Annotated in this window: 24 protein-coding genes and 1 pseudogene; 14 read left to right on the top strand and 11 right to left on the bottom strand. The window is 72.7% G+C overall.

Annotation, left to right across the window (positions count from 1 at the left end):
• Window positions 1-312: 312 nt before the first annotated feature.
• Both ABZS66_RS25015 and ABZS66_RS25010 read right to left on the bottom strand, forming a co-directional pair.
• Entirely contained in the window at window positions 313-726 is a 414-nt protein-coding gene (locus ABZS66_RS25015; RefSeq protein WP_354761524.1) for a hypothetical protein, read from the bottom strand.
• 96 nt (window positions 727-822) lie between these two features.
• Complete coding sequence (locus tag ABZS66_RS25010; protein ID WP_354761522.1) at window positions 823-1,602, bottom strand: helix-turn-helix transcriptional regulator; 780 nt, start codon at window positions 1,600-1,602, stop codon at window positions 823-825.
• Between the two features lie 89 nt (window positions 1,603-1,691).
• On the opposite strand from ABZS66_RS25010, the gene ABZS66_RS25005 reads away from it, so the two are divergent.
• On the top strand, window positions 1,692-2,054 hold the full coding sequence (locus ABZS66_RS25005; RefSeq protein ID WP_354761521.1) for a nuclear transport factor 2 family protein: 363 nt from the start codon (window positions 1,692-1,694) through the stop codon (window positions 2,052-2,054).
• 37 nt (window positions 2,055-2,091) lie between these two features.
• Window positions 2,092-2,646, top strand: coding sequence for a DUF4240 domain-containing protein (locus tag ABZS66_RS25000; protein ID WP_354761519.1), 555 nt, complete (start codon window positions 2,092-2,094; stop codon window positions 2,644-2,646).
• Between the two features lie 7 nt (window positions 2,647-2,653).
• On the opposite strand, the gene ABZS66_RS24995 is transcribed toward ABZS66_RS25000, so the two are convergent.
• Window positions 2,654-3,331 carry a permease prefix domain 1-containing protein gene (locus ABZS66_RS24995; protein ID WP_354761552.1) on the bottom strand — a complete coding sequence of 226 codons (678 nt, stop codon included), beginning with the start codon at window positions 3,329-3,331 and terminating at the stop codon, window positions 2,654-2,656.
• A 152-nt stretch (window positions 3,332-3,483) separates the two neighbouring features.
• Here ABZS66_RS24995 and ABZS66_RS24990 point away from each other — a divergent pair, with 152 nt between their 5' ends.
• Window positions 3,484-4,971, top strand: a complete 1,488-nt coding sequence (locus tag ABZS66_RS24990; protein ID WP_354761517.1) for a multicopper oxidase domain-containing protein — start codon at window positions 3,484-3,486, stop codon at window positions 4,969-4,971.
• Window positions 4,972-5,134: 163 nt separating this feature from the next.
• Here the strand turns inward: ABZS66_RS24990 and ABZS66_RS24985 are convergent, their stop codons facing one another.
• The gene (locus ABZS66_RS24985) at window positions 5,135-6,502 is read right to left on the bottom strand and encodes an FAD-dependent monooxygenase (protein WP_354761515.1); all 1,368 of its coding nucleotides are present in this window, start codon (window positions 6,500-6,502) and stop codon (window positions 5,135-5,137) included.
• 103 nt (window positions 6,503-6,605) lie between these two features.
• On the opposite strand from ABZS66_RS24985, the gene ABZS66_RS24980 reads away from it, so the two are divergent.
• Window positions 6,606-8,021: an MFS transporter gene (locus ABZS66_RS24980; protein ID WP_354761513.1), complete on the top strand. Its 1,416-nt coding sequence runs from the start codon at window positions 6,606-6,608 to the stop codon at window positions 8,019-8,021.
• Here the strand turns inward: ABZS66_RS24980 and ABZS66_RS24975 are convergent.
• From ABZS66_RS24975 to ABZS66_RS24955, 5 genes and pseudogenes are all read right to left on the bottom strand, one after another.
• Window positions 7,998-8,141: pseudogene (locus tag ABZS66_RS24975) on the bottom strand (DUF2809 domain-containing protein); the annotation flags it as partial. The gene ABZS66_RS24980 and the pseudogene ABZS66_RS24975 sit on opposite strands and share 24 nt — an antisense overlap.
• 177 nt (window positions 8,142-8,318) lie before the next feature.
• Window positions 8,319-9,395, bottom strand: coding sequence for a winged helix DNA-binding domain-containing protein (locus ABZS66_RS24970; RefSeq protein ID WP_354761511.1), 1,077 nt, complete (start codon window positions 9,393-9,395; stop codon window positions 8,319-8,321).
• 39 nt (window positions 9,396-9,434) lie between these two features.
• The gene (locus tag ABZS66_RS24965; RefSeq protein WP_354761510.1) at window positions 9,435-11,405 is read right to left on the bottom strand and encodes a helicase-associated domain-containing protein; all 1,971 of its coding nucleotides are present in this window, start codon (window positions 11,403-11,405) and stop codon (window positions 9,435-9,437) included.
• Between the two features lie 8 nt (window positions 11,406-11,413).
• Entirely contained in the window at window positions 11,414-12,265 is an 852-nt protein-coding gene (locus ABZS66_RS24960; RefSeq protein ID WP_354761508.1) for a PHB depolymerase family esterase, read from the bottom strand.
• Window positions 12,266-12,328: 63 nt separating this feature from the next.
• The gene (locus ABZS66_RS24955; RefSeq protein ID WP_354761506.1) at window positions 12,329-12,883 is read right to left on the bottom strand and encodes a TetR/AcrR family transcriptional regulator; all 555 of its coding nucleotides are present in this window, start codon (window positions 12,881-12,883) and stop codon (window positions 12,329-12,331) included.
• An 80-nt stretch (window positions 12,884-12,963) separates the two neighbouring features.
• Between ABZS66_RS24955 and ABZS66_RS24950 the strand changes: the two genes are divergently transcribed.
• Window positions 12,964-13,392: a hypothetical protein gene (locus tag ABZS66_RS24950; protein ID WP_354761504.1), complete on the top strand. Its 429-nt coding sequence runs from the start codon at window positions 12,964-12,966 to the stop codon at window positions 13,390-13,392.
• A gap of 43 nt (window positions 13,393-13,435) precedes the next feature.
• Here the strand turns inward: ABZS66_RS24950 and ABZS66_RS24945 are convergent, their stop codons facing one another.
• Entirely contained in the window at window positions 13,436-14,317 is an 882-nt protein-coding gene (locus ABZS66_RS24945; protein WP_354761502.1) for a BadF/BadG/BcrA/BcrD ATPase family protein, read from the bottom strand.
• A 149-nt stretch (window positions 14,318-14,466) separates the two neighbouring features.
• On the opposite strand from ABZS66_RS24945, the gene ABZS66_RS24940 reads away from it, so the two are divergent.
• The 7 genes from ABZS66_RS24940 (at window position 14,467) to pepN (ending at window position 23,128) form a co-directional block, all read left to right on the top strand.
• Entirely contained in the window at window positions 14,467-15,330 is an 864-nt protein-coding gene (locus ABZS66_RS24940) for a MurR/RpiR family transcriptional regulator (RefSeq protein WP_354761550.1), read from the top strand.
• Window positions 15,327-16,079 (top strand): SIS domain-containing protein, encoded by a 753-nt coding sequence (locus ABZS66_RS24935; protein ID WP_354761500.1) that lies wholly within the window; start codon window positions 15,327-15,329, stop codon window positions 16,077-16,079. The genes ABZS66_RS24940 and ABZS66_RS24935 overlap by 4 nt, the downstream gene beginning before the upstream one ends.
• Before the next feature lie 16 nt (window positions 16,080-16,095).
• On the top strand, window positions 16,096-17,502 hold the full coding sequence (ngcE, locus tag ABZS66_RS24930; RefSeq protein ID WP_354761498.1) for an N-acetylglucosamine/diacetylchitobiose ABC transporter substrate-binding protein: 1,407 nt from the start codon (window positions 16,096-16,098) through the stop codon (window positions 17,500-17,502).
• Window positions 17,502-18,410 (top strand): sugar ABC transporter permease, encoded by a 909-nt coding sequence (locus ABZS66_RS24925; RefSeq protein ID WP_354761496.1) that lies wholly within the window; start codon window positions 17,502-17,504, stop codon window positions 18,408-18,410. The genes ngcE and ABZS66_RS24925 overlap by 1 nt, the downstream gene beginning before the upstream one ends.
• Entirely contained in the window at window positions 18,407-19,222 is an 816-nt protein-coding gene (locus ABZS66_RS24920; protein ID WP_354761494.1) for a carbohydrate ABC transporter permease, read from the top strand. Before ABZS66_RS24925 ends, ABZS66_RS24920 begins: the two co-directional genes overlap by 4 nt.
• A 39-nt stretch (window positions 19,223-19,261) precedes the next feature.
• Window positions 19,262-20,482 carry a glycosyl hydrolase gene (locus ABZS66_RS24915; protein ID WP_354761492.1) on the top strand — a complete coding sequence of 407 codons (1,221 nt, stop codon included), beginning with the start codon at window positions 19,262-19,264 and terminating at the stop codon, window positions 20,480-20,482.
• Between the two features lie 159 nt (window positions 20,483-20,641).
• Window positions 20,642-23,128, top strand: a complete 2,487-nt coding sequence (gene pepN / locus ABZS66_RS24910) for an aminopeptidase N (RefSeq protein WP_354761490.1) — start codon at window positions 20,642-20,644, stop codon at window positions 23,126-23,128.
• Here the strand turns inward: pepN and ABZS66_RS24905 are convergent.
• Window positions 23,090-24,190 (bottom strand): glycosyltransferase, encoded by a 1,101-nt coding sequence (locus ABZS66_RS24905; RefSeq protein WP_354761488.1) that lies wholly within the window; start codon window positions 24,188-24,190, stop codon window positions 23,090-23,092. The two genes, pepN and ABZS66_RS24905, sit on opposite strands and share 39 nt — an antisense overlap.
• A gap of 88 nt (window positions 24,191-24,278) precedes the next feature.
• Here ABZS66_RS24905 and ABZS66_RS24900 point away from each other — a divergent pair, with 88 nt between their 5' ends.
• Window positions 24,279-24,629, top strand: coding sequence for a YciI family protein (locus ABZS66_RS24900; RefSeq protein ID WP_354761486.1), 351 nt, complete (start codon window positions 24,279-24,281; stop codon window positions 24,627-24,629).
• 16 nt (window positions 24,630-24,645) lie between these two features.
• The gene (locus tag ABZS66_RS24895) at window positions 24,646-25,878 is read left to right on the top strand and encodes an RNA polymerase sigma factor (protein WP_354761484.1); all 1,233 of its coding nucleotides are present in this window, start codon (window positions 24,646-24,648) and stop codon (window positions 25,876-25,878) included.
• Window position 25,879 lies beyond the last annotated feature (1 nt).

The following is a 25,879-nucleotide window of genomic DNA, read 5'->3' as shown; positions in this document are numbered from 1 at the left end:
ACGTGGGGGTGTGAGGTGGGAACCCCTCCCCAGCAGAGCCGCGGGCGAAGCCCGTGGAGCAAAGGTGCGTCGCGCAGCGGCACGTGGGGGTGTGAGGTGGGAACCCCTCCCCAGCAGAGCCGCGGGCGAAGCCCGTGGGACAAAGGTGCGTCGCGCAGCGGCACGTGGGGGGCGTGAGGTGGGAACCCCTCCCCAACGGAGCCGCGGGCGAAGCCCGTGGAGCAAAGGTGCGTCGCGCAGCGGCGCATGGGGGGTGTGGGGTGGGAACCCCCCACAAAGCCGCGGGCGAAGCCCGGGGAGCTAGAAACAGCATTACTTGGCGGTCAGCTCGCCGCCGCCCGCGTGGTACTCGGTGCCCTCGACGTACTCGGTGGCGAAGCGCTCGCGCAGCGCGTCCAGCTCGCTCCACTCGGCCTGGTGCGAGGACTCCGAGCCCTCGGCCGCGAAGATGTGGTTCGAGTCGTACGTGTCGTTGCTGTAGTTCGTGTAGTCGGTCTCCTCGTAGCGGCTGCCGTCCGGGTTCTCGACCAGGACGTGGTGGCCCTGCTGGAAGTCCGTGGACTCGGCCGACTCGGTGTCCTGCTCGTAGACGTTGAAGTCGCTCTGGTAGTCCGACTCGCTGCCCGAGGCCTGGTGCAGCTGCTCGAGCTCGCCGCTCTCCGCGCCGGCCTCGTAGTGGCCGTAGTCGACGCCCTGCGGGTCGTCGTAGGTCTCGATCTCGCTCATGGTGCGCTCCTTCTGGAAGGTAGTTGGTGTGGCCTTGCGATGCATAGAACGTTACGGTCGGCCACCGACCACCGAATCCCGGAAACGTGCCACCACTCAGAGGCGTCGCAGCGCCGTTGCGGTCGCCTCGTCGGCGGGGAAGAACGACTCGATCGCGAGCTCGGAGACGGTCACGTCGAGCGGCGAGCCGAAGACCGCCGTGATGCTGAAGAAGCGCAGCTCGCCGCCGTCGACGCGGATCCGGAACGGCACCACGACGTCCTGCGGGCCCTTCGGCGGCGCGTCCGCACCGGAGGGGCCGCCCGGGTAGCCGCGCAGCTCGTCGAGCAGCTCGCGCAGGTCCTCGGCGCCGCTCGCGGCCACCTGCCGCTCCAGCCGGCTCAGCAGGTGCGCCCGCCACTCGGCCAGGTTGACGATCCGCGGTGCCAGCCCGTCGGGGTGCAGCGACAGCCGCAGCACGTTCACCGGCGGCTCCAGCAGGTGCGCGGCGGCGCCCTCGATCATCCGGGCGATCGGCGCGTTCGCGTCGAGCATGTTCCACCGCCGGTCGACGACCACCGCCGGATACGGCTCGTGCCCGGCCAGCACCTGGCGCAGCGCCGCGCGGACCTCGCCCAGCTGCGGCCCGTCGAGCCGGCCCTCCGGGTACGCCGGGGCGTAGCCGCCGGCCAGCAGCAGCGCGTTGCGCTCCCGCAGCGGCACGTCGAGCTGCTCGGTGAGGCGCAGGATCATCGCGCTCGTCGGGCGCGAGCGGCCGGTCTCCACGAAGCTCAGGTGCCGCGTCGAGATGTCGGCCTGGATGGACAGCTCCAGCTGGCTCAGCCGGCGCCGCTCGCGCCACTCCCGCAGCAGTACCCCCACCGGCCGGACGTCCATGACCTCGATCGTAGGAGGGCCCGCGGCGGACCGGCCATTACCTCCCGGGTAATCGACGGGGTGCCCCGCCGCCCGGCAGCCTCTTGGGCATGACGGACTACGAGAAGCTCGCCGAGCGGTACATCCAGATCTGGAACGACACGAACCCCACCACGCGCCGGGCGGCGATCGACGAGCTGTTCACGGAGGACGCGACCTTCGTCGACCCGATGGCGGCGGTCGCCGGCCCGGCGGCGATCGACGGCCTGATCGGCGCGGTCCAGGCGCAGATGCCCGGCTACGTGCTCACGCTGGCCGGCGCCGTCGACGGGCACCACGACCAGGCCCGCTTCGGCTGGGAGGGCGCCCAGCCCGGCGGGGCGGTCGAGGTGGCCGGCTTCGACGTGGTGACCCTGGCCCCGGACGGCCGGATCAACCAGGTCCTGGGCTTCCTGGACCTGGTGCCCGCCTGAGCCCTGTCCCGAGGGGTTGGGCATTTGGTGCGCGGGGATGACAGACTTCGTTGCCGTGGACAGCGAAACTTTCTGGTCGATCATCGACGGGGCCCGGTCCGCCGCCGGCGACCGGGTCACGCCGGGCTTCGCGGAGCGCTTCACCGCCGCGCTGCGGATGCGCCTGGCCACCCTCGACAAGAGCGAACTGCTCGACTTCGACGCCCGCCGCACCGAGCTCCAGGCCCGGGCCAACTCGCCGGCGATGTGGGCCACGGGACGGATCGTGGCCCGCTTCGCCGACGCGTTCGTCGACGGCCTGATCGCCCGCGGCCGCGACGTCTACGAGCGCGCCGTGGCCGACCCCGACGCCCTGGCGGACGACCCGGTCGTGCGCGCGGTGGCGGCGGGCGGGCTGCCGGCCCACGAGCTGGCCCCGCGCGAGGTCGAGGATCTGGCCGAGGAGCTGTACGGCGAGGAGGACGACTACCCGATGCTCCTGCGCGCCCGCACCGGGCAGGTGGCCCCGCTGGCGGCGGACGACTGGGACGACGAGGACGACGAGGCCGTCCGCAAGCACCTGCCGAAGATATCGGCCCTGTTTCTGTCCTGACGGGGCGTCAGGCGCGGGCCGTGGCGGCCGCGCGGATGCTGCGCAGGCCGGAGAAGATCATGCAGCCCGGCAGGGCCAGGGCCAGGCCGTTCGACACCAGTTGCAGCGGTGAGCCGGGCGTCACCACAGAGGTGTCCCAGGTCGGGCTGAGGGCCGACAGCAGCGCGCCGCCCGTCACGAAGAACGCCACCGTGGCCAGGGCCGCGATGCCCGTCGCGCGGGCGAACCGGCGGCCCACCGTGACGAACCGCGTGCCGATGCCGCAGACCAGCGCCGTCACCAGGGCGCCGGCGAAGACCACGTAGCTCGCGTAGTCGACCGTGTTGGCCAGCACCGCGTAGAAGCGGTCCGGCTCCCACGACCAGCCGGTCGAGGCGCTGCGCCAGGCCATCTCCGAGATGACGGTCTGGGCGGCGACCGCGCCGGCCACGATCAGGGCCGTGCGGCGGGCCTGGGCCAGCGCCAGCTCGCGCTGGTAGTCGGGGGCCAGCTCGTGCACCGCGCCGAAGTCGTCCACCGCCCGGCGCTCGGCCGCGAGGCGGTCGAGGCCGTCCTCCTCGTAGCGCTCGGCCGCGTCCACGAGGCCGTCGCGTGCCTCGGTCACCAGGTCGGCCTTTGCCGCGCGCGGGCCGCGCAGCGTGCGGCGGAGCGCGGCGACATACGCGTCGATCGGGCCAGCAACCATCACCACCGCCTCAGTATGCCGACGCCCGTGATCCGGCGACTGAGGGTTGACCCTGACCTTTCCCCGGGTTGTCCGCGCGCGTCTGGCGCGCCGAGTGCTAGGGCGGCTACATGTAGACGAGCTACCTATCAACGCGAGGAAGGACGACGACCGTGCGCAAGTGGCTTCTCGGCGGGCTGGGCCTGCTGCTGGTCCTGTGCGGGGGCGGGGTCGCCGTGATCGCCTGGGCGCTCAGCCGGACATCGATCAACACCATCGGGAAGGTGAGCTTCGACCGTGCGCTGCGGATCCCGCCGCTGGCCGAGTCCACCGTGGACGGCCAGGGGCGGCGGGTCTTCGAGCTCCGGGCCCAGGCCGGCGAGAGCGACCTCGGCCACGGCGCCACCCGCACCTGGGGCTACAACGGGGCATACCTCGGGCCGACGCTGCGCGCCGAGCGCGGCGAGCAGGTCGTGGTGAACATCCACAACGGCCTCGCCGAGCCGACCACCGTGCACTGGCACGGCATGCACCTGCCGGCCCAGGCCGACGGCGGCCCGCACCGCCCGATCGCGGCCGGTGGCGGCACGTTCCAGGCGGCGTGGAAGCTCGACCAGCCGGCGGCGACGCTCTGGTACCACCCCCACCCCAGCGAGCGGACCGAGGCGCAGGTCTACCGCGGCCTGGCGGGCATGTTCATCGTCGACGACCCGGCGACGGACAGCGCGCAGCTGCCGCACGAGTACGGCGTCGACGACGTGCCCGTCGTCGTGCAGGACAAGGTGTTCGACGGCAGCCAGCTGTCCATGGGCGGCCGGTTCGGCAGCGACATCGGCGTGCTGGGCGACGAGCTGCTCGTCAACGGCACCCCGGGCCCGTACCTCGACGTGCAGACCGAGCGCGTCCGCCTGCGCCTGCTCAACGGGTCGACGGCGCGCGTCTACAACTTCACGCTCGAAGGCGGCCGCCAGTTCGCCATGGTGGGATCCGACGGTGGCCTGCTCGCCCGGCCGTACCTGACCGATCACCTGCGGCTCTCGGTGGGGGAGCGGGCCGAGATCGTGGTCGCCCTCAAGCCGGGGGAGCGCGTGGCGCTGCGCAGCGAGCGGCCGCTGCCCGACTTCGACTTCGGCAACCGCAAGTTCCAGGGCGGCGAGGACTCGTTCGACGTGCTGCAGCTGCGCGCTGCCCAGACCCTGCGCAAGAGCCCCGAGCTGCCGGCGGCGCTGGTCGACACGCCGCGGCTCGACCCGAAGCAGGCGGCGGCGGAGCGCGACTTCACGTTCTCCGGCCGGGAGATCAACGGCGACCGGATGGACATGGACGAGGTCCAGGCGGTGGTCGTGAAGAACACGACCGAGGTGTGGAACGTGCGCAACGGCCACGACACGCCGCACAGCTTCCACATCCACGACGTGCAGTTCCAGGTGCTCACGGTCGACGGCGCGGCGCCACCGGAGCCGCTCGGCGGCTGGAAGGACACGCTGTTCCTGGAGCCGCACCGCCGCTACTCGGTCATCGCGCGGTTCGCCGACTACGCCGACCCGACGACGGCCTACATGTTCCACTGCCACGTCCTGCGCCACGAGGACGAGGGGATGATGGGCCAGTTCGTGGTCGTCGAGAAGAAGGGCGACAAGGCGAGGCTCAAGCACGGCTGAGGGTGCCGGGCCCCCCGTGGCGGCGCGGGGCCCGGCACGTCTCGCAAGCGTTCCGTCGTCCCCGTGCGTCGGCCAATTGGCGGCGGCAACCCAACGAGAACCGCTCCGTGACCGGCATGACACATCGATCAACGCTCCCATGTCAAGGGCGAGGTGGCCGATGTCACCGTGGCTCGCCGAGGTGTCGGCGGAGCGCGACGGGAGCGTCTCGCTCGGTGCCCGTCCAGGCCGTGTGGCCATCCGGCCGCACCAGCACCCAGTGATCGTGCGCGGCGGCGACGAGCCGGTCGGCGTAGCCGGGCGGCACCTCCGCCGGGCCGAGCAGCACGTGCCGGCCGGACCGCAGCAGCTCGTACAGCCGCTGCCCGGACGCCACGGTGACGTCCTCCTGCCGCGGGGCGTGCGGGTAGTCGATGCCGATGCCCGACACCGTGCCGGCCGCCTTGCGCATGACGGTCGGCACGTGCAGCAGCGCACCGCCGAGCAGGTCGCGGCCGGCCCGGGCGGCCCGGGACTGGAGCATGGCCAGCCGGATCAGGCCGCCGCTGCTGCGCAGGACGAGGGAGCCGACCGGGTGCCGCTCGTCCTGGTAGGAGTCGAGCAGGCCGTCCGGCGCCCACCCGGCCGCGGTCGCGGCGAGCTTCCAGCCGAGGTTCGCCGCGTCCTGGAGGCCGGTGTTCATGCCCTGGCCGCCGGCGGGGGAGTGCACGTGCGCGGCGTCACCGGCGAGGAACGCGCGGCCCACCCGGTACTGCGGAGCCTGGCGCTCATCGCTGTGGAACCGGGACATCCAGCGCGCCTCGTGCATCCCGAAGTCGGTGCCGAGCGCCTTGCGGGTCACCTCCCGGACCTCGTCGAGGGTGAGCGGGGCGTCGTCGGGCAGGTCGGTACGCCGGTCCCAGGCGAAGATCCGGTACCACCCGTCGCCGAACGGCGCCACGAACGCGAACCCCTCGGCGCTCGCGTTGACGGCGAGCGTGTCCGCCGGCGCGTCGGTCAGCCGCACGTCGGCCAGCATGATCGAGCGCAGCACCGCCCGGCCCGGGAACGGCACGCCCAGCGCCGAGCGGACCACGCTGCGCACGCCGTCGGCCCCGACGACGTAGTCGGCCGCGAACGTCCCGTCGCCGGTGGTCACCTCGACCCCACCGGCGTCCTGGCGCACGCCGGTCACCTCGACGCCGCGCAGCAGCCGGGCCCCCGCCTTCACGGCGCGCTCCTCCAGGAGCCTCTCCACGTTGTACTGCGGGGTGATCAGCAGGAACGGGAAACGCGACGGCAGGACGCCGAGGTTGACCCGCACTCGCTCGAACAGCCGCAGCCTCTGCACCTGCGCGCCGGTCTCGACCAGGTCCTCCGCGAGCCCGCGCGCGTCGAGGTGCTCCAGCGTGCGGGCGTGCACGCCGAACGCCCGGGTCAGGTTCGACTCGGCGCCCCGCCGCTCCAGCACGGTGACGTCGACCCCGGCCGCGGCGAGGTCCCCGGCGAGCAGCAGCCCGGTCGGCCCGGCGCCCACGATGACGGTCTTCATGGCTCCTCCTCTATGCCAACGCTCGTTCGCCAACAACTGTAGGCCAACAACTGTTGGCATGGCAAGTTGACCTGAACAGGGGTTGAGGTTGCACCCTGTCGACGTGCAGAACCGACGCGCCCTCACCATCGGCATGGTCTCGCTGGTCACGTTCGCCGCCTTCGAGGCGGTCGCCGTGACGGCGGCGATGCCGACCGTCGCCCGCGCCCTCGACGGCCTCGCGCTGTACGGCTTCACCTTCGGGGGACCGCTCGCGACGAGCGTCGTCGCGATGGTGCTCGCCGGCGGCTGGGCCGACCGCCAGGGCCCGGCCCGCCCGACGCTGGTCGGCGTGGCACTGTTCTGCCTCGGCCTGCTGGTCGCCGGGCTGGCCCCGGAGATGTGGACGCTGGTCGCCGGCCGGCTCGTCCAGGGCTTCGGCGGCGGCCTGTTCACCGTGGCGGCCTACGTGGTGGTCGGTCGTGCGTACCCGAACGAGCAGCACCCGCGGATCTTCTCCGCCTTCGCCGCGGCCTGGGTCCTGCCCGCCGTCGTGGGCCCGACGGTCGCCGGCCTCATCGTGGAGCACCTCGGCTGGCGCTGGGTCTTTCTGCTGGTGGCCGCCGCGTCGGTACCGGCGACGCTGATGATCTGGCCGCAGGTGCGCACGATCGGCGGCGAACCGGCGGCCGGGGCCGTCAACCGCCGCGTCCCGTGGGCGGTGGGGGCCGCGGTGAGCCTGTGCCTGCTGTACCTGGGCGGTCAGCGGATCGACCTGCCGGCCCTGCTGTACCTCGGCGCCGGCCTGGCCGGCGTGGTCCTCTGCGCGCCGCGGCTCGTCCCGCGGGGCACGTTCACCGCCGCCCGTGGCCTGCCGAGCGTGGTCCTGCTGCGCGGCCTGGCCGGCGCCGCCTTCGTGCAGACCGACGTGTTCATCCCGCTGCTGCTGACCCGCGAGCGCGGCCTGAGCCCGACGCTGGCCGGCCTCACGCTGACCACCGGCGCGCTCTTCTGGTCGGCCGGCTCCTGGGTGCAGGCCCGCCAGGCCCAGCGCCTCACCGCGGCGGCCCGCCTGCGCCTGGGCCTGATCGCGATCGCCGTCGGCGTGGTGTCGGCGCTGCTGCTGATCCTGCCGTCGGTCCCCGTGCCGGTCGTGCTGGTCGGCTGGTCGATCGGCGGCTTCGGCATGGGCCTGGCCTACCCGACGATGTCGTCGCTGGTCCTTGCGCTGTCCGCGCCGGGCACGCAGGGCGCGAACAGCTCGGCCCTCCAGGTCGGCGACGCGCTGCTCACGACGACGGTCCTGGCGGTGGGCGGCTCCCTGTTCGCGCTGCTGGTGGACACCCCGGCCGGTTACCTGGCGGCGTTCACCGTGGCCCTGGTCCCGGCGCTGCTCGGCATCTGGGTGGCCGGCTCAACGACGCCGCAGCCACTGGTGCGCGAGGGCGAGCGGCACGACCCCGACGGGGTACCAGAGCAGATCGACGTAGTCGAACGTCACCCCGAGCGCCAGCCTCGCGGCGAGGCTGTGCGCGGATAGGTTCCTGGGCAGGTCGGTGAGCTGGAGCAGCTCGACGCCCCAGCACCACGCGAGCGCCCCGGCCGCGGCGGCAAGCGGCGCGAGCCGCGGCCAGACGACGAGCAGCCCGCCGTAGATCATGGACGCGTAGAGCGCGGTCCCGGAGTACTGCGCGAGCGGCCCGCTGGACTCGATGTACTGCCCGCTGACGGCCCGGATCCCGAACGCGAGCCCGAGCGCCGCCGCGGCGACACAGAGCCCGCCGACGCGCACGGCCCGCTTCGAGATCATCACCGCCGCGATGCTAGCGCCCTCTCGCTACGGCTGCTCCAGCTCGACCGTTGCCTCGGGGCCCAGCTGCAGGAACTCCAGCAGGTCGGCGGCCGCCGTCAGGACCGCCGCCGCGTCCTCGTCGCTCAGGCGGCGGAACGGGCGGACGCGGACCGTGCCCTGTTCGATCGCCCACAGGCCGGCCACGAAGCCGTCGACGAGGAACGTCGGGCGGACGATCGAGTAGCCCGGGCAGACCAGCGCGCGGTCCGTGTCGCTCACGATCCGGGTGCGGTCGGCGTGGCTCAGCACCAGGTTGTCGAACTCCGGCAGGAAGCGGACCGGCGCCGGCTCGTCGTCGTCGGCCAGCTCCGCGTCCGGCAGGTCGAGCAGCTCGCGGCCGTCCTCCCCGTGGTACACCCGAAGCTGCGGTCGCAATGCCTCGACCTCGGCCCGCAGCCTGCGGAGCCCGGACCAGTTCTGCAGGTCGGCGTGGGTCGCCGGGCCGCACGACCGCAGGTACCGCCGGAGCAGCATCTCGACCGTCGGCGCCGCGGCGAGCGGTGCGCCCAGCCAGTCCTCGGCCAGCGCCACCGACACGTGCCCCCGCCGGCGCCACACGCCCGTCGGCGGCGGGTGCAGCAGCGCCAGCTGGTGCTGGACGACCCAGGCCAGGGTGATCCCCTGCCGCCCGGGGAACCGCTCGGCGAGCTGCTTGGCCAGCTTCGGCCTCGTCATCGACCCGCCGCCGAGGATCTCGCGGCCGGCCCGCGCGACCTCGGCGAGGTCCAGCCCCTCGAGCTCGCTGCGGAAGATCGACAGGCCGGTGGCGCCGATCCGGTCCTTGAGCAGCGCGCGGAGCCACAGGTAGTCGGCGCCGGTGGTGATGTGTTGGGTGCTGCGCAGCAGGCCGCCGCGCACCAGCCGGCGGTCCGCCAGCGCCGCGCTGAGCTGCTCGTGGCGCAGGCCGGTGCGGGTCCACAGCCCGACGTACGGCGCGTCGACCTCCTGGGCCTGCACGGCCACGAGGTGCGCGACGACGTCCTCGATCGGGCGGCGGTCGGACTCCAGCAGGAGCTGCCGCCGCAGGTAGGTCCGGTTGAGCCGGCGCATGGTGAGCTTCACGGAATGGACGCTACGGAGGGATCCGGACAGGTGCTGTCCTCATTCCGGAGCGGCCCGGAAGCGCGTCACCAGTTCCACCGCGATCGATCCATCCGGGTGTTCCCGAGCGGGGGCATAGCCGGCCGCGCGTAGGGCCACGAGCGTCTCGTCGGGTGGCAGCGCGCTGGTCAGTACCGTGGGCGCGAGCGCCCGCAGCTCGAGCCGCGCGAGGCTCCTGACCCGCAGGATCTCGTCCAGCAGGGTCGCGTCCTCGCTGTGGATGACGCAGCCGACGGCGCGCACGCGCACGCCGCCGTGCCGGCGGGCCACGTCGCTTACGAGGTACCGCAGCGGCTGCGGCACCCGCCCGCCCGTCGCCGCCTCCTCCAGCGCCGCCAGCAGCTCGTCGGCTGATCGACCGGCGTCGAACGCCCGGCGGACCGAGGCGGCCGAGAAGCGCCACGTCGACGCCCCGCCGCGGGACTCGCGGTCGGCGGCCAGGTCGAGGAACTCGGTCAGCCCGGCCGACGGCGTGCCGGTCGCGACCGCGGTGAGGTCGCCCTGCAGGACCACGGTCCGCTCGGCGGCGGGGAGGTACCGGGCCAGCACCTCGGTGAGGCCGTCGGCGCCCCGGTCGGCGAGCAGCGCCCGGCAGATCGCCGTCGGGGCCAGGTGGGCGCCGACCCCGAGCAGCTCGGCCTCGCGCCAGAGCGTGACCGCCGTCGCGAGCGCCTGGTCGGGCTCGGTCACGATCAGCGGGCGGGCGAACATGAGGAACGCGCCGATGACGTCGGCGCTCGCCACCCCCAGCCCGTCGGGCAGGCTGCCGAGCAGCCCCACGACGGCGTGCCGGGCGAGCGCCGCTCCCTCCTCGCGCTGACTGCGCACGAGCGCCGGCGTGTCCGTGGCCAGCAGGGGAGCGGCATGCATGCCGAACCAGCAGTCGAGGATGCTGCGGTACTGCAGCGCCGGCTCGAGCTTCAGCCAGACGTCGAACTCCGGGCTCGGGGCGACCCGGTCCCCGGCCAGTCCCAGGAGCCCGCTCAGCCCGGCGAGCGTCAGCCACAGCCGCAGCTCGAGGTCGGTGCCGCCGATCGTCTTGGCCAGCCGGCGCAGCTCGCGGACGCCCACGCCGCCGTTCTTGAGCATCGGCACCGGCGTGCGGCCGCACTCCTCGAGCACCGCCGTGATCGCGGCGAGCGCCGCCCGCGCGGCAGCCGCCCCGTCGCGCTCGACCATCCCGGTGCTCACCTCGACCGGCGCCAGCAGCGGCGGCGCGGGGTCGAACGGCGCGGTGAAGTCCTCGCGCAGCACCACGCCGACCTCGCTGGGCAGCATCGCCGCGCCGCCCGCGATCGGGTTCCAGGCGACCAGGCCGTGGTCGACCGCCCAGCGCAGCGGGGTGCGCCGCCCGTTGCGCAGCGCGGCCATGTGCCGCGGGTCGTACCAGTACGGGTCCGTGCCGGACAGGTCGCGCAGCAGCTCGCGGGCCTCCTCCGGCGCCTCCGCGAACTGGGCCCGGACCACGTCGGCGTCGGCGAGCGCGGCGGCGATGCCGGTCACCAGCTCCCGCTGCGTCCGCCCTCCAGGTGCGCCCAGCTCGTACGCGATCCGCTGCAGGTGCCCGGTCGGCACCGCACCCAGGCCGGTCACCACCGACGGCGCGAAGCCGAAGCCGCCGGCGATCACCTCGTACAGCGGGACGCAGCGCAGCCAGTCGCCGTCGTCGGGCCAGATCAGCCCCCACTCCTCCAGCGCCGCGAGGGCGGCGTCGAGCCCGGCGTCGGCCGAAACGACCCCGAGCGCGGCCGCCAGGTCGCGCCGCCGGGTGCCGGCCGCGCGCAGCGCGAGCACCTCGGCGACCTGGAGGCTCGGCAGCGGCTGCACGGTGAGCGCCCGCACGATCGAGTCGAACTCCACGAGCCGCCCGGCGAGCCAGCCCGGCTCGGCCCGCTCCAGTTCGTACAGCCCGGCGAGCCGGGCCAGCCGGCTCGCGGGCAGTCCTTCGAGGTGCTCCAGCAGGGACTTCACGCCGTACCCTACTGCGGCGTGCGTTCCTTGAAGAACGTCCACAGGACGTCGGAGGCGTTCGTGGTCGTCTTGGTATCGGCGAGCTCGCCGGTCGTCGCGCCGAACCAGGCGTGGCCGCCGTTCTTGACGACGTACGAGTCGGCGCGCGAGCCGTCGGGGCAGCGGGTCAGCGTCTTGCCGGACTGCTCGTCGGGCTTCGGGTCCGCCGCCGGCGTGCAGCCGAGCCGCTCGCGCCAGGCGGTGATGCCCTGGCGGAAGGTCTCGGCCTGCGGGTCGGCCGCGCCGATGAGGGTGATCACGTCGACCCGGCTCGCCGGCTTGTAGTCGGCGGCCTCGGTCCGCGTGCCGTAGAAGCCGCCGCTCACCACGCCGATCGCGGCGAACGTGCCGGACGCCTCGACGGCGGCGCGGAAGGCCAGGTCGCCGCCGTTGGACACGCCGGCCAGGAACAGCCGCCGGGAGTCGGCCTTCCAGTCGGCGACGAGCTGGGCCGCGACCGCCTTCACGAACGCGACGTCGTCCTGCATGCCGCAGCAGCCGAACGCGTTGAACTGCCCGCCGACGCCCTCGGGGTAGGCGACCAGGATCGTGTCGCGGTCGGCCCGCGCGTCGAACCCGGTGAGCTTCTGCATCGCCTGGGCGCTGCCCGGGCGGTAGTGCAGCGCGATGACGGCCGGGGCGGCGCTGGTGGGCTTCCACCGCTCCGGGACGTGGAGGAGATACTCGCGCTCGGTGTCACCGACGGTGACCTTGATGCGGTGGTTGCCGGGCTGCGGACCCGGGTCGGGCGGGTCGACGGGTGTGTTCGTGGAGCACGCGGCAAGGAGCAACACCACGAATCCGACCAGTCCCCGTTTCATGCTGTTCAAGACTAGTCAAGACGTCGATGATCCCGCATCTTCGCCACGGTATCCGCCCCTTGCTCACGCCCGCCGGGACTGCTCAAGAAGATCCGCCGCCACCAGGTCGAACGGCTCGATGCTCTGCTCGGCCCGGCTCATCACCACCGCCCCCTCCGAGGAGGCGATGACCGTCGCCGCGAACCGTTCCGCGCGCTCCCGTGGCCAGCCGGCGGCGCCGTACAGGGCCGCGAGCCGCTCCCGCCACGTCCGGAAGACCGCCGCCGCCTGATCGAGCAGCTCCTTCGAGTCCGCCGCCACCGTGACGGCGAGGACCGCGCACCCCGCGCCGAAGTTCGAGCGTTCCAGCACGTAACGCCACATGTCGAGCACGTGCGCCGTGACCTCCTCGGCGCTCTTCCCGGCCTGCTGCTCCAGCAGCCGCAGCATCCGCCCGGACACCAGGTCGAGTGCCGACCCGACGAGCTGGTCCTTCCCGTCGGGGAAGTGGTGGTAGATCGATCCCCGCGGCGCGCCGGTCGCCTTCAGCACCTCCGAGAACGAGGTCGCCTGCAGGCCGTGCTTGGCCAGCAGCACGGCCGCGCCCTCCACCATCTTCCCGCGCACATCCCGTGCCACCTGCGACTCCTTGACTATGACGACCGGCATAATCTACGTTCTATGACGACCAGCATAGTCCCACGAAGGGTGGTCTCGTCATGCCCATGATCGACGTCTACGCGCCTGCCGACCTGTTCCCGGCCGATGCCGACCGGCCGCTCGCGGCCCGCCTGACCGCCGCGCTGCTGCGCGCCGAGGGCGTCGCCGAGCCGGGCCCGGCCCACCTGCACAACACCGGCGCGTACCTCCACCGCCTCCCGCCCGCGGCCGTCCACACCGCGGCGACGGACGGCGCGCGGACGGTGCGGGTGCAGGTCCTGACCCCGCCCGGCGTCCTCGACCGCGCGGGTCAGCGTTCGCTGGTCAAGGAGGTGACGGCCATCGTCGCCGACCTGGCCGGCGACCCGTCCCAGGCGGCCCGCACGTGGGTCCTGCTCACCGAGGCGGCCGAGGGCGGCTGGGGCATCGCCGGCACCGCCTACGGCCAGGAGGAGTTCGCGGCCCTGGCCGCGGCCGCGCGGGCCTGACCCCACGAGTTGACCGTGGAAATCGCCACGGTCAACTCGCCGGTCAGGCGCGCGCCCGGTAGGAAGCCAGGCGGAGCGCGCCCAGGACCGGGTCGATCGCCGTCCCGGGCTCGATGCCGCGGTCCGCCAGCCGCGACAGCACCCCGCGCCGCACCGGGGTGTCGTTGGCGAGCAGGCTGCCCGCCAGCACGACGGGCGCCGAGGGCGCCGAAAGCTCGTCCAGTGTCGCCATCAGCCGATCCGCGGCGGAGGCCACCAGGCGAAGCGCGGTCGGCTCACCCGAGTCGGCGAGCGCGCACACCACCGGCGCCAGCGACGCGAACGAGCCGAACGGCAGCCGCCCGGCCCAGTGGACCAGGTCGTCCGCGGAAGCAACGCCGGCGTGCGCGGCCACCTCGGCCACCAGCGCCCCGCCGGCCGTCCAGAACCGGGCCGCGAACCGCACCGCCTGCAGGCCCAGCCACATCCCCGAGCCCTCGTCGCCCAGCAGCCAGCCCAGGCCGTCGGCGGCGCGGACCACCGAAAGCTCGTCGACCAGCGCCGCGACCGCCCCGGTACCGCTGACGAGCACGGCCCCGGAGGACCACCGGCCGCCCGCCGCGAACGCCGTCACCGCGTCGCCGACGAGCGTGATCTCGCAGGTCAGGCCCAGCGCCGTCCACGAGCGGTCGAACGCGGCGGCGACGCCGGGATCAGCGGTCGCGCTGACCCCGGCGAGCCCCACCACGCCCGCCACCACCGACCCTGGGTCGAAGGCGCCGAGCGCCGACCGCACCGCCGACCCGACAGCGGTGGCGGCCGCAGTACCCGTGGCCGAGGGATTGCCCGGGCCGGCGGCGCCGCGACCGCGGACGACCCCCGACAGGTCGCTGACCACGGCCTTCGACGCGGTTCCGCCGGCATCGACCCCCAGCACGAGATCCATGGCGAGGATCGAACCATAGAAAATGCTTGTTGACTAGAAGTTGAAGTGGTCGTAATTTTCATCGCCATAGCTAGTCGATGAAAAGGATGACCGTTGTGACGGGTGAGAGTGGCGGGCTGCTCGGGCGGCTGCGCATCGAGGGGCCGACCATGCCGGAGGCGCTGGCCCGCATCGCCGAGACGATCCTCAGCGATCCGGAGACCGCGGCGCACGCCAGCATCGTCGACCTGGCCGAGCGGTCGGGGACGTCGACGGCCACCGTCACGCGGTTCAGCCGGACGCTGGGCTTCAAGGGGTACGCCAACCTGCGGGTCGCCATCGCGACCGAGACCGGCCGCGCCGAGCAGGCCCGCTGGGAGACCGACATCAGCGGCGACATCGCGCCCGACGACCCGCTCGACGGGGTGCTCGGCGTGATCACCGCCGCCGACACCCGGGCCATCCAGGCGACCGCCGCCGGGCTCGACGTCGCGGCCGTCGAGCGGGTCGCCGCGGCCATCGCCGAGGCCGGCCGGGTCGAGATCTTCGGGCTCGGTTCGAGCGGCACCGCCGGGCGGGAGATGGCGTTCCGGCTCGAGCGGATTCGCGTGCCGGTGTGGTACCGCTCGGACACCCACACGGCACTGACCAACGCGGCCCTGCTGGGCCCGGGCGACGTGGCCATCGGCCTCTCGCACTCGGGCCGCACGCGCGAGGCGATCGAAACCCTCGCCGAGGCCGCGGACCACGGGGCGCTGACGGTTGCGGTGACGTCGTTCGGGCGATCGCCGCTGGCCGAGGTGGCCGACGTCGTCTTCACCACGTCGGTCCACGAGACCACCTTCCGGGTCGCGGCACTGTCCGCGCTGCACTCGCAACTGCTGGTCCTGGACCTCATCTACGTCGCGGTGGCGCAGCGCACCTATGAGCGCACCGCCGAGGCCCTGGAGCTGACGGTGCGCGCCGTCGACGCGCACCGGCTGCCCGACACGACCAACACCCGCAAGCGACCACGGAGGGAAAAGCCGCTGTGACCATCAGAAGTGCCGACTATGTCGAGGTGATCCGCGCCGCGATCGAGCGCGTGGGCACCACCCAGGGCGATCGGGTGGCCCACGCCGCCGACCTGCTCACCGCGACGATCCAGGCGGGCGGGGTGATCCAGGCGTTCGGCTGCGGGCACTCCGAGGCGCTCGCCATGGAGATCGCCGGGCGGGCCGGTGGCCTGGTCCCGACGAACCGCATCGCACTGAGGGACATCGTGTTGTACGGCGGGGAGCCGCTCAGCGCCCTGGCCGACCCGCAGCTGGAGCGCACCCCGGCCGTCGCCCACAAGCTCTACGACCTCGCCCCGATCAAGCCCGACGACACGTTCGTCATCGCGTCCAACTCCGGCGTCAACGGCGCCGTGGTCGAGATGGCCCAGCTGGTGAAGCAGCGCGGGCACGCGCTGGTGGCGATCACCTCGCTGGAGCACTCCTCGCGCGTGGAGTCGCGGCACGCGAGCGGGCTCAAGCTCGGCGACCTCGCCGACGTGGTGCTGGACAACGGCGCCCCGTACGGCGACGCGTCGCTGCCCCTGCCCGGCGGCGGCGCCGTCGGGGCCGTCTCCTCGATCACCGCGGCCCTGCTGGCCCAGCAGATCGTCACCGAGGTGGTGGCGCGCCTGCTGGCCGCCGGGGACCCGCCGCCGGTCTACCTGTCCGACAACGTCCCTGGCGGGCGGGAGCACAACGCAGCACTCGAAGCGCGGTACGCCGGGCGCATCCGGCGTACCGCATAAGGAGAGAAGGCCACTCATGAACCCCTCACCCTCAGCGAAAACCTATCCCAGACGGCGCACCATCCTCAAAGCGCTGGCCACGACGCCCCTGCTGAGCGCCTGCGTCACCAGCGGCAATGACGACCAACCCTCTTCGCCTACTGGCGCGAAAAGCTCGCAGAACCCGCTCGGCGTCAAGGAGGACGCGCCGCTGGAGGTGGTCATCTTCAAGGGCGGCTACGGTGACGACTACGCCAGGAAGGCCGAGGACCTCTACAAGCAGCGGTACCCGAAGGCGACGATCGACCACAAGGGCATCCAGAAGGTCGGCGAGGCGCTGCAGCCGCGGTTCGTCGCCAACACCCCGCCGGACGTGGTCGACAACACCGGCGCAGGCCGGCTCGACCTGGCCACGCTGGTGGGCGCGAAGCAGCTTGCCGACCTCGCCGAGCTCCTCGACGCCCCGTCGTTCGACGACCCGAACACCAAGGTGCGCGACACGCTGCTGCCGGGCGTCGTCGAGGACGGCACGTTCGACAAGCAGGTCCTGACGCTCAACTTCACCTACACGGTGTGGGGGGTGTGGTACTCCAAGTCGCTCTTCGCGGGCAAGGGCTGGACCTACCCGAAGACCTGGGACGAGATGCTCGCCCTCTGCGCGACCATCAAGGGCGCCGGCATCGCGCCGTGGACCTACCAGGGCAAGTACCCGGAGTACATGAACGACCCGCTGCTCACCATGGCGGCCAAGACCGGCGGCATGGACCTGGTGAAGGCGGTCGACAACCTGGAGCCCAACGCCTGGAAGGCCGACGGGCTCAAGGCCGCCGCCGAGGCGTTCGCCGAGCTGGCCGCCAAGGGGTACATCATGGCCGGCTCCGAGGCGCTCTCCCACACCGAGTCGCAGGCCGCCTGGTGCCAGGGCAAGGCCGCGTTCATCCCGTGCGGCTCGTGGCTGGAGAGCGAGCAGAAGGACGTCACCCCCAAGGGCTTCGACATGGTGATGGGCGCCGTGCCGAGCCGGACGAGCGGTGACAAGCTCTCGGGCGCGGGGGTGCAGGCGACGAGCAGCGAGTCGTTCATCGTCCCCGCGAAGGCCAAGAACGTCGCCGGTGGCCAGGAGTACCTCCGGATCCTCTTCTCGAAGCAGTCCGCACGCTCGTTCGCCGAGACCGCCGGCACGCTGCCCGCGGTCGCCGGCGCCACCGACGGCCTGACCCTGTCCAGCGGGCTCGGCTCGGTCCGCGACGCGGTGACGGCGGCCGGCAGGGACGCCTTCACCTACCGCTTCCGCACCTGGTACGCGCCGCTGGCCAAGGCGGTCGACGACGCGACCGGTGAGCTCATCAACAAGCGCGCGACGGCCGCGGAGTGGGCCGACCGCGTCCAGAAGGCGGCCGACGCGGTCGCGAAGGACTCCAGCGTCAAGAAGTACACCCGCTGATGAAGCACGGTCGGTTCCGGTTCCTGGTCGGTGCGCTGCTGCCCGCACTGGTGCTGCACGGCGTCTTCGTGCTGTCCCCGTACGCGCAGGCGTTCTACCTGTCGCTCACCGACTGGACCGGGGTGGCCGGCGAGGCGAACTTCGTCGGGGCGGGCAACTTCGCCCGCCTCGGCGGCGACTCGCTGTTCCTCGACGCGGTGCGCAACAACGCCGTGATGCTCGCGGTGGTACCGCTGGTGACCATCGCCCTGGGCCTGTTCCTGGCGAGCATGCTGCACCTCGGCGGCAAGGACGGCCGGCGCCCGATCGCCGGCGCGAAGGGGTACCAGATCGTGTACTTCTTCCCGCAGCTGCTGTCGCTCGTCATGATCGCGGTGCTGTGGATGTTCGTGTACAACCCGAACACCGGCCTGCTCAACGGGGCGCTGCGGGCCGTCGGCCTCGACGGGCTGGCCCGCAGCTGGCTGGCCGAGCCCTCGCTGGCCCTGCCGGCGGTGATGGCGGTGCTGGTCTGGTCGTCGGTCGGCTTCTACATGGTGCTGTTCAGCGCCGCGATCGACGCCATCCCCCGGGAGCTGTACGAGGCCGCGCTGCTGGACGGGGCGAACAACTGGGCCATGTTCCGGCGGGTCACCCTGCCGCTGGTGCGCGACACCGTGCAGGTGGCGTTCGTGTACCTCGGCATCGGTGCGCTCGACGGCTTCGCGGTCGCGCAGATCATGACCGTCGGCCCGGGCGGGCCGGACGGCGCGACCGAGGTGATGGGCCTGACCCTGTGGCGCACCGCCTTCACGTTCGGCAAGTTCGGCTACGCCTCGGCGATGGGTGTCGCACTGTTCTTCGCGGCGCTGACCCTCGCGGTCCTGGCGCTGCGGGCCGGTCGCAAGGAGAGGATCGAGCTGGCATGAGGCGTGCACTGCCACACGTCGCGATGCTCTGCTGGGGCGTCGTGACCGCGTTCCCACTGCTCTGGGCGGTCCTCAGCTCGTTCAAGACCGACCAGCAGATCCTCACCGACCCGTGGTCGCTGCCCACGGATCCGCAGTTCGGCAACTGGGCGCGGGCCTGGGGCGAGGCGAACATCGGGCGGTACCTGCTCAACAGCCTCATCGTCGTCGGCGGGGCGCTGGTACTCACCATGCTGCTCGGCTCGCTGGTGGCGTATGCGCTGGCGCGGTACGAGTTCCTGGGCAACCGCCTGATCTACTACGTGTTCGTCTCCGCGATGTTCTTCCCGGTGTTCCTCGCGCTGGTGCCCCTGTTCTTCGTGGTGCGGCAGCTCGGCCTGCTCGACACCTACCAGGGGCTGATCCTGGTGTACGCGGCCTACGCCGTGCCGTTCACGGTGTTCTTCCTGCACTCGTTCTTCCGCACGCTGCCCAGCGAGGTGGCCGAGGCGGCGTTCCTCGACGGCTGCTCGCACGGCGCGGTCTTCTTCCGCGTCATGCTGCCGATGGCCCGCCCCGGGCTGGTCGCCGTCGGCATCTTCAATTTCCTCGGGTTGTGGAACCAGTACCTGCTCCCCATGGTCCTCAACACCGACCCAGATCGGTACGTCCTGGTCCAGGGTTTGGCCAACCTGTCGGTCAGCCAGGGCTATCGCAGCGACTGGAGCGGACTGTTCGCCGGCCTGACCATCGCCATGCTGCCGGTGCTCATCGCCTACGTCGCGTTCCAACGGCACATCCGCGCCGGTATGACCGCCGGCGCGGTCAAGTAAGTCCCCCTCCATCCCCTCTGCAACAGGAGGACTCTACTCATGAAAATCGGCAAACGTCGATCTTTGGCGGTGCTCTCGGGCGTCGCCGTGCTCGGCGCGATCGGTGCCGTCGCCGTCACCGCCGCCACTGTCGGCACGGCCAGTGCCGCCACCAACTGCGGCTACCTGTTCGACGACTTCAACTACAGCTCGTCGAGCGACAGCCTGCTCACCAGCCACGGCTGGGTCCCGCGCACCTACTCCGGCGGCCCGGGCGTGTCCGGCGCCACCTGGTCGGCGAACAGCGTCTCGTTCCCGACCTCGGGCGGGCAGAAGGTCATGCAGCTGACCGCGTCGACCGACGGAACGGGCGGCGGCACCAACCAGGCCGAGCTGTACTCGGCGCAGAAGCGGTACTTCGAGGGCACGTACGCCAGTCGCGTGCGCTTCACCGACACCCCGGTCTCCGGCAACGACGGCGACCACATCAACGAGACGTTCTTCACCATCAGCCCGCTGAACGGCGACCTCGACCCGACGTACAGCGAGCTGGACATCTCGGAGTACCTGCCGAACGGCGGGTGGGGCGAGACGGGCCCGATCAACTACCAGACGACGTGGTACACCTACCGCAACGAGCCCTGGTTCGCGGACAACGTCCACTCGGAGCAGCGCCGGAGCTTCGACGGCTGGCACGACCTGGTGGTGACGGTCGCGAACGGCCACGTCATCTACTACATCGACGGCGTCCAGATGGGCGATCACTCGGGCAAGTACTACCCGCGCCAGACGATGACGATCAACTGGAACCTGTGGTTCATCGACACGGCGGCCCACACGGGCGGCCTGTCGACGTACATCGAGCAGGTGGACTGGGTCCTGCACGCCAAGAACCAGGTCCTGACCCCGTCCCAGGTGACGGCCCAGACGGCGGCGTACCGTTCGTCGGGCTCGACCTTCGTGGACACGGTCGACGCGTCGGGCCCGTGCGTGACCCCGTCGGGCTCGCCGACCCCGTCGACGTCCCCGTCCAGCTCGCAGTCGCCCTCGCCGTCTCCGTCGACCTCGACCCCGCCGGCCACGAACTGCAACGCGGCTCCGGAGTGGTCGATCAGCGCCGTGTACACGACGGGCCAGACGGTGAAGCACGAGAAGAGCAAGTACGGCGACCCGAACGGCCCGGCGTCGGGCCAGGGCAAGCACCTGTGGCGAGCCAAGTGGTGGACCCAGGGCTCCGAACCCGGCTGGACGGCGAACTGGGAGGACCTCGGCAAGTGCTGAGGCCGATCTGACGCGTACCTGACAGGGCCGGCACCGAACCACGGTGCCGGCCCACCCGTGCTTGTGGGTAGCGTGCGGCGGGCCGTCTTCCAGGGGTGGAACGGCCCGCCGCACCCCTCCACCAGTCAGGCGGGCCGGCGGGCGGGGTAGCGTTCGATCATGGTCAGCCTCACCCGGGTCGAGGCGGAGCTGCGTGCTTCGCTGCTGCGCGTCGATGCGTACCTTGTCGAGCTCGATCTCACCGGGGACGCCGAGTACCGCTCGCGGACCGTTGTCGAGTTTGCCTGTCTCGAGCCCGGGAGTGGCACCTTCATCGAGTTCAGAGGCGGGAGCCTCCAGCTTGTCCTGCTCAACGGTGCCGAGGTCGACCCGCGCAGCCGCGTCGACAACCGGGTGCCGCTCGACAACCTCGCCGCGGTCAACCGGCTCGAGGTCGTCGCGGTGGCGCCCTACTCGCACAGCGGGGACGGGCTGCATCGGTTCGTCGATCCGGAGGACGGCAGCGTCTACCTCTACGGGCAGGCGCCGCTCGACCACGCTCAGCAGATTTTCGCCTGCTTCGACCAGCCCGACCTCAAGGCGCCCATCACCCTCCGCGTGACGGCGCCCGACGGGTGGACGGTGCGCGGGAACGCGCCCGGGCGGGCCGTCGGGGACGGGCAGTGGGAGTTCGACGCCACGCCGCCGCTGTCGACCTACCTGTTCAGCATCCTCGCCGGGCCATGGCACGTCAGGACCGGCGAGCACGACGGGATTCCGCTCGGGCTGGTCTGCCGGCGGTCGCTCGCGGAGCACCTCGACGCCGACGCCGGTGAGCTGTTCGCGGCCACCGCGGCGGCCTTCGACCGGTACCACGAGCTCTTCCAGGTCCGGTACCCGTTCGAGAAGTACGACCAGGCGTTCGTGCCCGAGCTCGCCGGTGGCGCGGTCGAGAATCCGGGGCTCGTCAACTTCCGCGAGGAGTTTCTCTTCCGGACGGTGGCCACCGGGAGCGAGCGGCGCCGGCGGTACGTCGTCATGATGCACGAGATGGCCCACATGTGGTTCGGGGACCTGGTCACGCTGCGGTGGTGGGACGACATCTGGCTCAACGAGGCGTTCGCCGAGTACCTCGGCTGGCGGGTCGCCGCCGAGACGCAGCGGCACTCGGCCGCGCTCGCCGACTTCGCGATCTGGCGGGAGCGCTGGGGGCACCTCGCCGACCAGCGGCCGTCGACGCACCCGGTCGCGCCGGACGACGTCACCGACACCGCGCTGGCGATGCTGAACTTCGACGGGATCTCGTACGCGAAGGGCGCCGCCGCCCTGCGACAGCTGGCCGAGTTCCTCGGTGAGGACGCGTTCTTCGCCGGGCTTCAGCAGTACTTCCACATCTTCCGCTTCGGCAATGCGGCACTCGCCGACTTCCTCGCCGTCCTCGGCAAGACGGCCGGCCGTGACCTCACCGGCTGGGCCGAGCTGTGGCTGCGCAGCACCGGCGCCAACACCCTGCGACCCGTGGTGACCCGCGCCGCCGACGGCACGATCGAGTCGCTCACGGTCGAGCAGTCGGGCCGGCCGCTCCGGCCGCACCGGATGACGATCGCTGCCTACGCTTCAGACGGTTCGGTACGGCGGGTGCCGTGCACCCTCGACGGCGGCGCGACGGTCGTGGACGGGTTCGCGGGGCTGCCCAACGGCACCGTGCTCCTGCTCAACGACGGCGACGCGACGTATGCGAAGGTGCGCCTCGACGACGCCGGGCTGGCCGCGCTGCCGGCCGTCCTGCCCGACCTCGACGAGCCGCTGGCCCGGGCCGTGATCTGGGCCGCGGTGGTCGACGCCGTGCGCGACGGGCTGCTGCCGCCGGCCGACTTCCTCACCCTGGTCGGCGCGGCCCTGCCCGGCGAGCGCGAGGAGGGCGTGTTCGACGAGGTGCTGTCGTTCGCCCGCGACGCGCTGGCCCGCCGCGGGCTGGTCCCGTTCGGGCCGCTGGCCGAGGTGTGCGCGACGGCGCTCGCCGCGGCCGCGCCGGGCAGCGGGCGGCAGCTCGCCATGGCCCGCGCGCTGGTGACCGTGGCCGGGCCGGACGAGGCCGGCCTGCTGCAGGCCTGGCTGGGCGGCGGACGCCCCGGCTTCAACCGCAACGGGGACGGCGCCGTCCCCGACGGGCTGACCGTCGACGCCGGGCTGCGCTGGTCGCTGCTGCTGCGGCTGGCCGCGCTCGGCGCCGTCGGCGAGGACGAGATCGCGGCCGAGGAGGCGCGCGACCCGAGCGCGGCCGGCGCCGAGCGGGCCGCGGCCTGCCGGGCCGCCCTGCCGACGGCCGAGGCCAAGGCGCGCGCGTGGAAGATCGTCGTCGCCGACGAGCGGCCCCGCATCGCGCTGGCGACGGCGGCGAACTTCTGGCAGCCGGGCCAGGAGGCGGTGACCGACGCCTACGTCGAGCGCTACTTCGCCGACGCGGCGGCGATGTTCGGTCGTCGCTACGCGTTCGCCGGGCAGCAGGTCGTCCGCGCCGCCTTCCCGCAGTACGACTCCCGCTCCCTGGACCTCGCGAACGCCATGCTCGCCGATCCCGGGCTCCAGCCGGCCCTCCGCCGGGAGGTCGGCGACGCCGCCGACGAGCTAGAGGCCTTCCAGAAGTGGCACCACGGCCGCCGGTGACGGCATCGACCCGATCTCCTGCTGGAGGCGGGTCGCGGCGGCGCGGTACGACGGGTCGGTGAGGACCGTCGCGAGCGCGTCGCGGGCCTGCTCGGGCGTGGTGTCGACGGCGTCGAGGGCCACACCTAGGCCGAGCTCGGCGCAGCGGGCGGCGTTCGCCGGCTGGTCGGCCCCCATCGGCAGCAGGACCATCGGCAGGCCGTGGGCGAGCGCGCCGAGCACGCTGCCCGAGCCGGCGTGCGAGACGACCGCGGCGCAGGACGGCAGCAGCTCGGCCTGGGGCACGTATCGCTCGACGCGCACGTGCGGCGGCTGCGGGCCGAGCTCGGCCGGGTCGATGCTGTCGCCGACGGTGACGACCAGGTCTTCCGCCACTTCGCGCAGGCCGGCGACGACCCGGGCGAAGAGGTCGCCCGACTCCGTGTTGAAGATCGTGCCGAGCGTGAAGTAGACGGTGCTGCTCCGGCCGGACGGGACGGGTGCCGCCGGCTGCATCAGGCGGCCGGTGGGCGGCAGCGGCACCGCGCGGAACGACGGCGGTACCGGCGAGATCACCAGGTGGCGGTCCAGCATCGCCAGGCCCGGGTCGGGGGCGAGGCCGTGCCGGGCCCGGACCTCGTCGAGCCGGTCGGCCAGGCCGTCCGGGCGGCCGAACGTGCCGGCGGCGAGCACCAGCACCGAGGCGTGCGGGATGCCCAGGGTCTCGGCGGCGATCATCGAGCCGAAGTCCGTCTCGTCGCACACGATGACGTCCGGCCGCCAGTCGCGGGCCACCTCGCGGACGGCCGGGGCGCGGTCGGCCGCGAGCGAGCCGGCGAAGCCGTCCCGGAAGTCGCGGTCCTCGCGGTCCAGGTCGACCCGGGTGAGCGGCGTCCGCGCGTCGCTCATGGTGGACAGCCGCCCGGACGGCAGGGCCGCGAAGCCGGCCCGCTCCAACTGCGGGGTGAGCGCCGGCTGGCCGGTGACGGCCACGGTGTGCCCCGCGGCCACGGCGGCGCGGGCGAGCGGGACCAGCGGCTGGAAGTGCCCGTTTCCCCCGGCGAACGCAAACAGCAATCTCATCGGAAAAAAGTTCCCCGTCGGTGTCGAAGGCGGCGGGCGTCGTTCGACGCGTCGGTGAAAAGGTAGTCACGAGACAGAGGAGACGAAAATGCGTTACATGCTCATGCACCGCCTCGACCAGACCAACGCCGCCGCCTGGCAGCCGGACCCGGAGTTCATGGCGAAGATGGGCGCGTTCATGGAGGAGGTCGGCAAGGCGGGCGTGCTGCTGGCCGCCGAGGGCCTCACGCACCCGTCGGCCGGCGCGCAGACGATCACCGTGAAGAACGGCCAGACCACGGTGGTCGACGGGCCGTTCGCCGAGGCGAAGGAGGTCATCGGCGGCTTCGGCATCCTCCAGGTGCGCGACGAGGCCGAGGCGGTCGAGTGGGGCCGCCGGTTCGCCGCGCTCTTCGACGAGGTGGCGGTCGAGGTTCGGCGGGTCTCCGAGTTCGAGTGACCTAATGTTTGGGATCGTGGATCCCAAGCAAGCGGTCGAGGCCGTCTGGCGGATCGAGGCGGGCCGGGTCATCGCCGGCCTGGCCCGCCTCGTCGGCGACGTCGGGCTGGCCGAGGAACTGGCGCAGGACGCGCTCGTCGCGGCGCTGGAGCAGTGGCCGGCCGAGGGCGTGCCGCGCAACCCCGGCGCCTGGCTCATGACCACGGCCAAGCGGCGGGCCATCGACCAGATCCGCCGGCGTGAGCGCTTCGAGCGCAACCTGCCCGAGCTGGTGCACCCCGCGGAGGCCGACACGTCCGACTTCGACGCGGTCCTCGAGGAGGAGCCGATCGAGGACGACCTGCTGCGGCTCATCTTCACGGCCTGCCACCCGGTGCTGTCGCCGGAGGCCCGGGTGGCGCTGACCCTGCGTATGCTCGGCGGCCTGTCGACGGTCGAGATCGCCCGGGCCTTCCTGGTACCGGACGCGACCGTCGGCCAGCGGATCAGCCGCGCGAAGAAGACCCTCGCCGACGCGCACGTGCCGTTCGAGCTGCCGGTCGGCGCCGACCGGGCCGCCCGCCTCGCCTCCGTGCTGGAGGTCATCTACCTGATCTTCAACGAGGGGTACTCCGCGACGGCCGGCGACGACTGGATGCGCCCCGCCCTCTGCGAGGAGGCGATGCGGGTCGGCCGCGTGCTGGCCGGCCTCATGCCGGCCGAGGCCGAGGTCCACGGCCTGGTCGCGCTGCTGGAGATCCAGGCGTCCCGCAGCGCCGCCCGCACCGACCCGTCCGGCGAGCCGATCGTGCTGCTGGAGCAGGACCGCAGCCGCTGGGACCGGCTGCTCATCCGGCGGGGACTCGACGCGCTGGCCAGGGCCGAGGCCCTGGGCGGCGGGACCTATACGCTCCAGGCCGCGATCGCCGCGTGCCACGCGCGCGCCCGGACCGCCGCCGAGACGGACTGGTCGCGGATCGCCCTGCTGTACCGCGACCTGGCCGCGATCGCGCCGTCCCCCATCGTGGAGCTGAACCGGGCGGTCGCCGTGTCGATGGCGGACGGCCCGGCCGCCGGCCTGGCCGTGCTCGACCCGCTGGCCGACGAGCCGACGCTGCGCAACTACCACCTGCTGCCGAGCGTGCGCGCCGACTTCCTGCTCCGGCTCGGCCGCCCGGCCGAGGCCCGTGCGGAGTTCGAACGCGCGGCGTCGATGACCCGCAACGAACGCGAGCGGTCTCTGCTCCTCTCCCGCGCCGCGGCCTGCTAGG

Source organism: Dactylosporangium sp. NPDC005572, assembly GCF_040605515.1.
In the GTDB taxonomy this organism is placed as follows: Bacteria; Actinomycetota; Actinomycetes; order Mycobacteriales; family Micromonosporaceae; genus Dactylosporangium.
The sequence above is the reverse complement of the archived record's forward strand: the minus strand, read 5'-3'. Positions and strand labels throughout refer to the sequence as shown.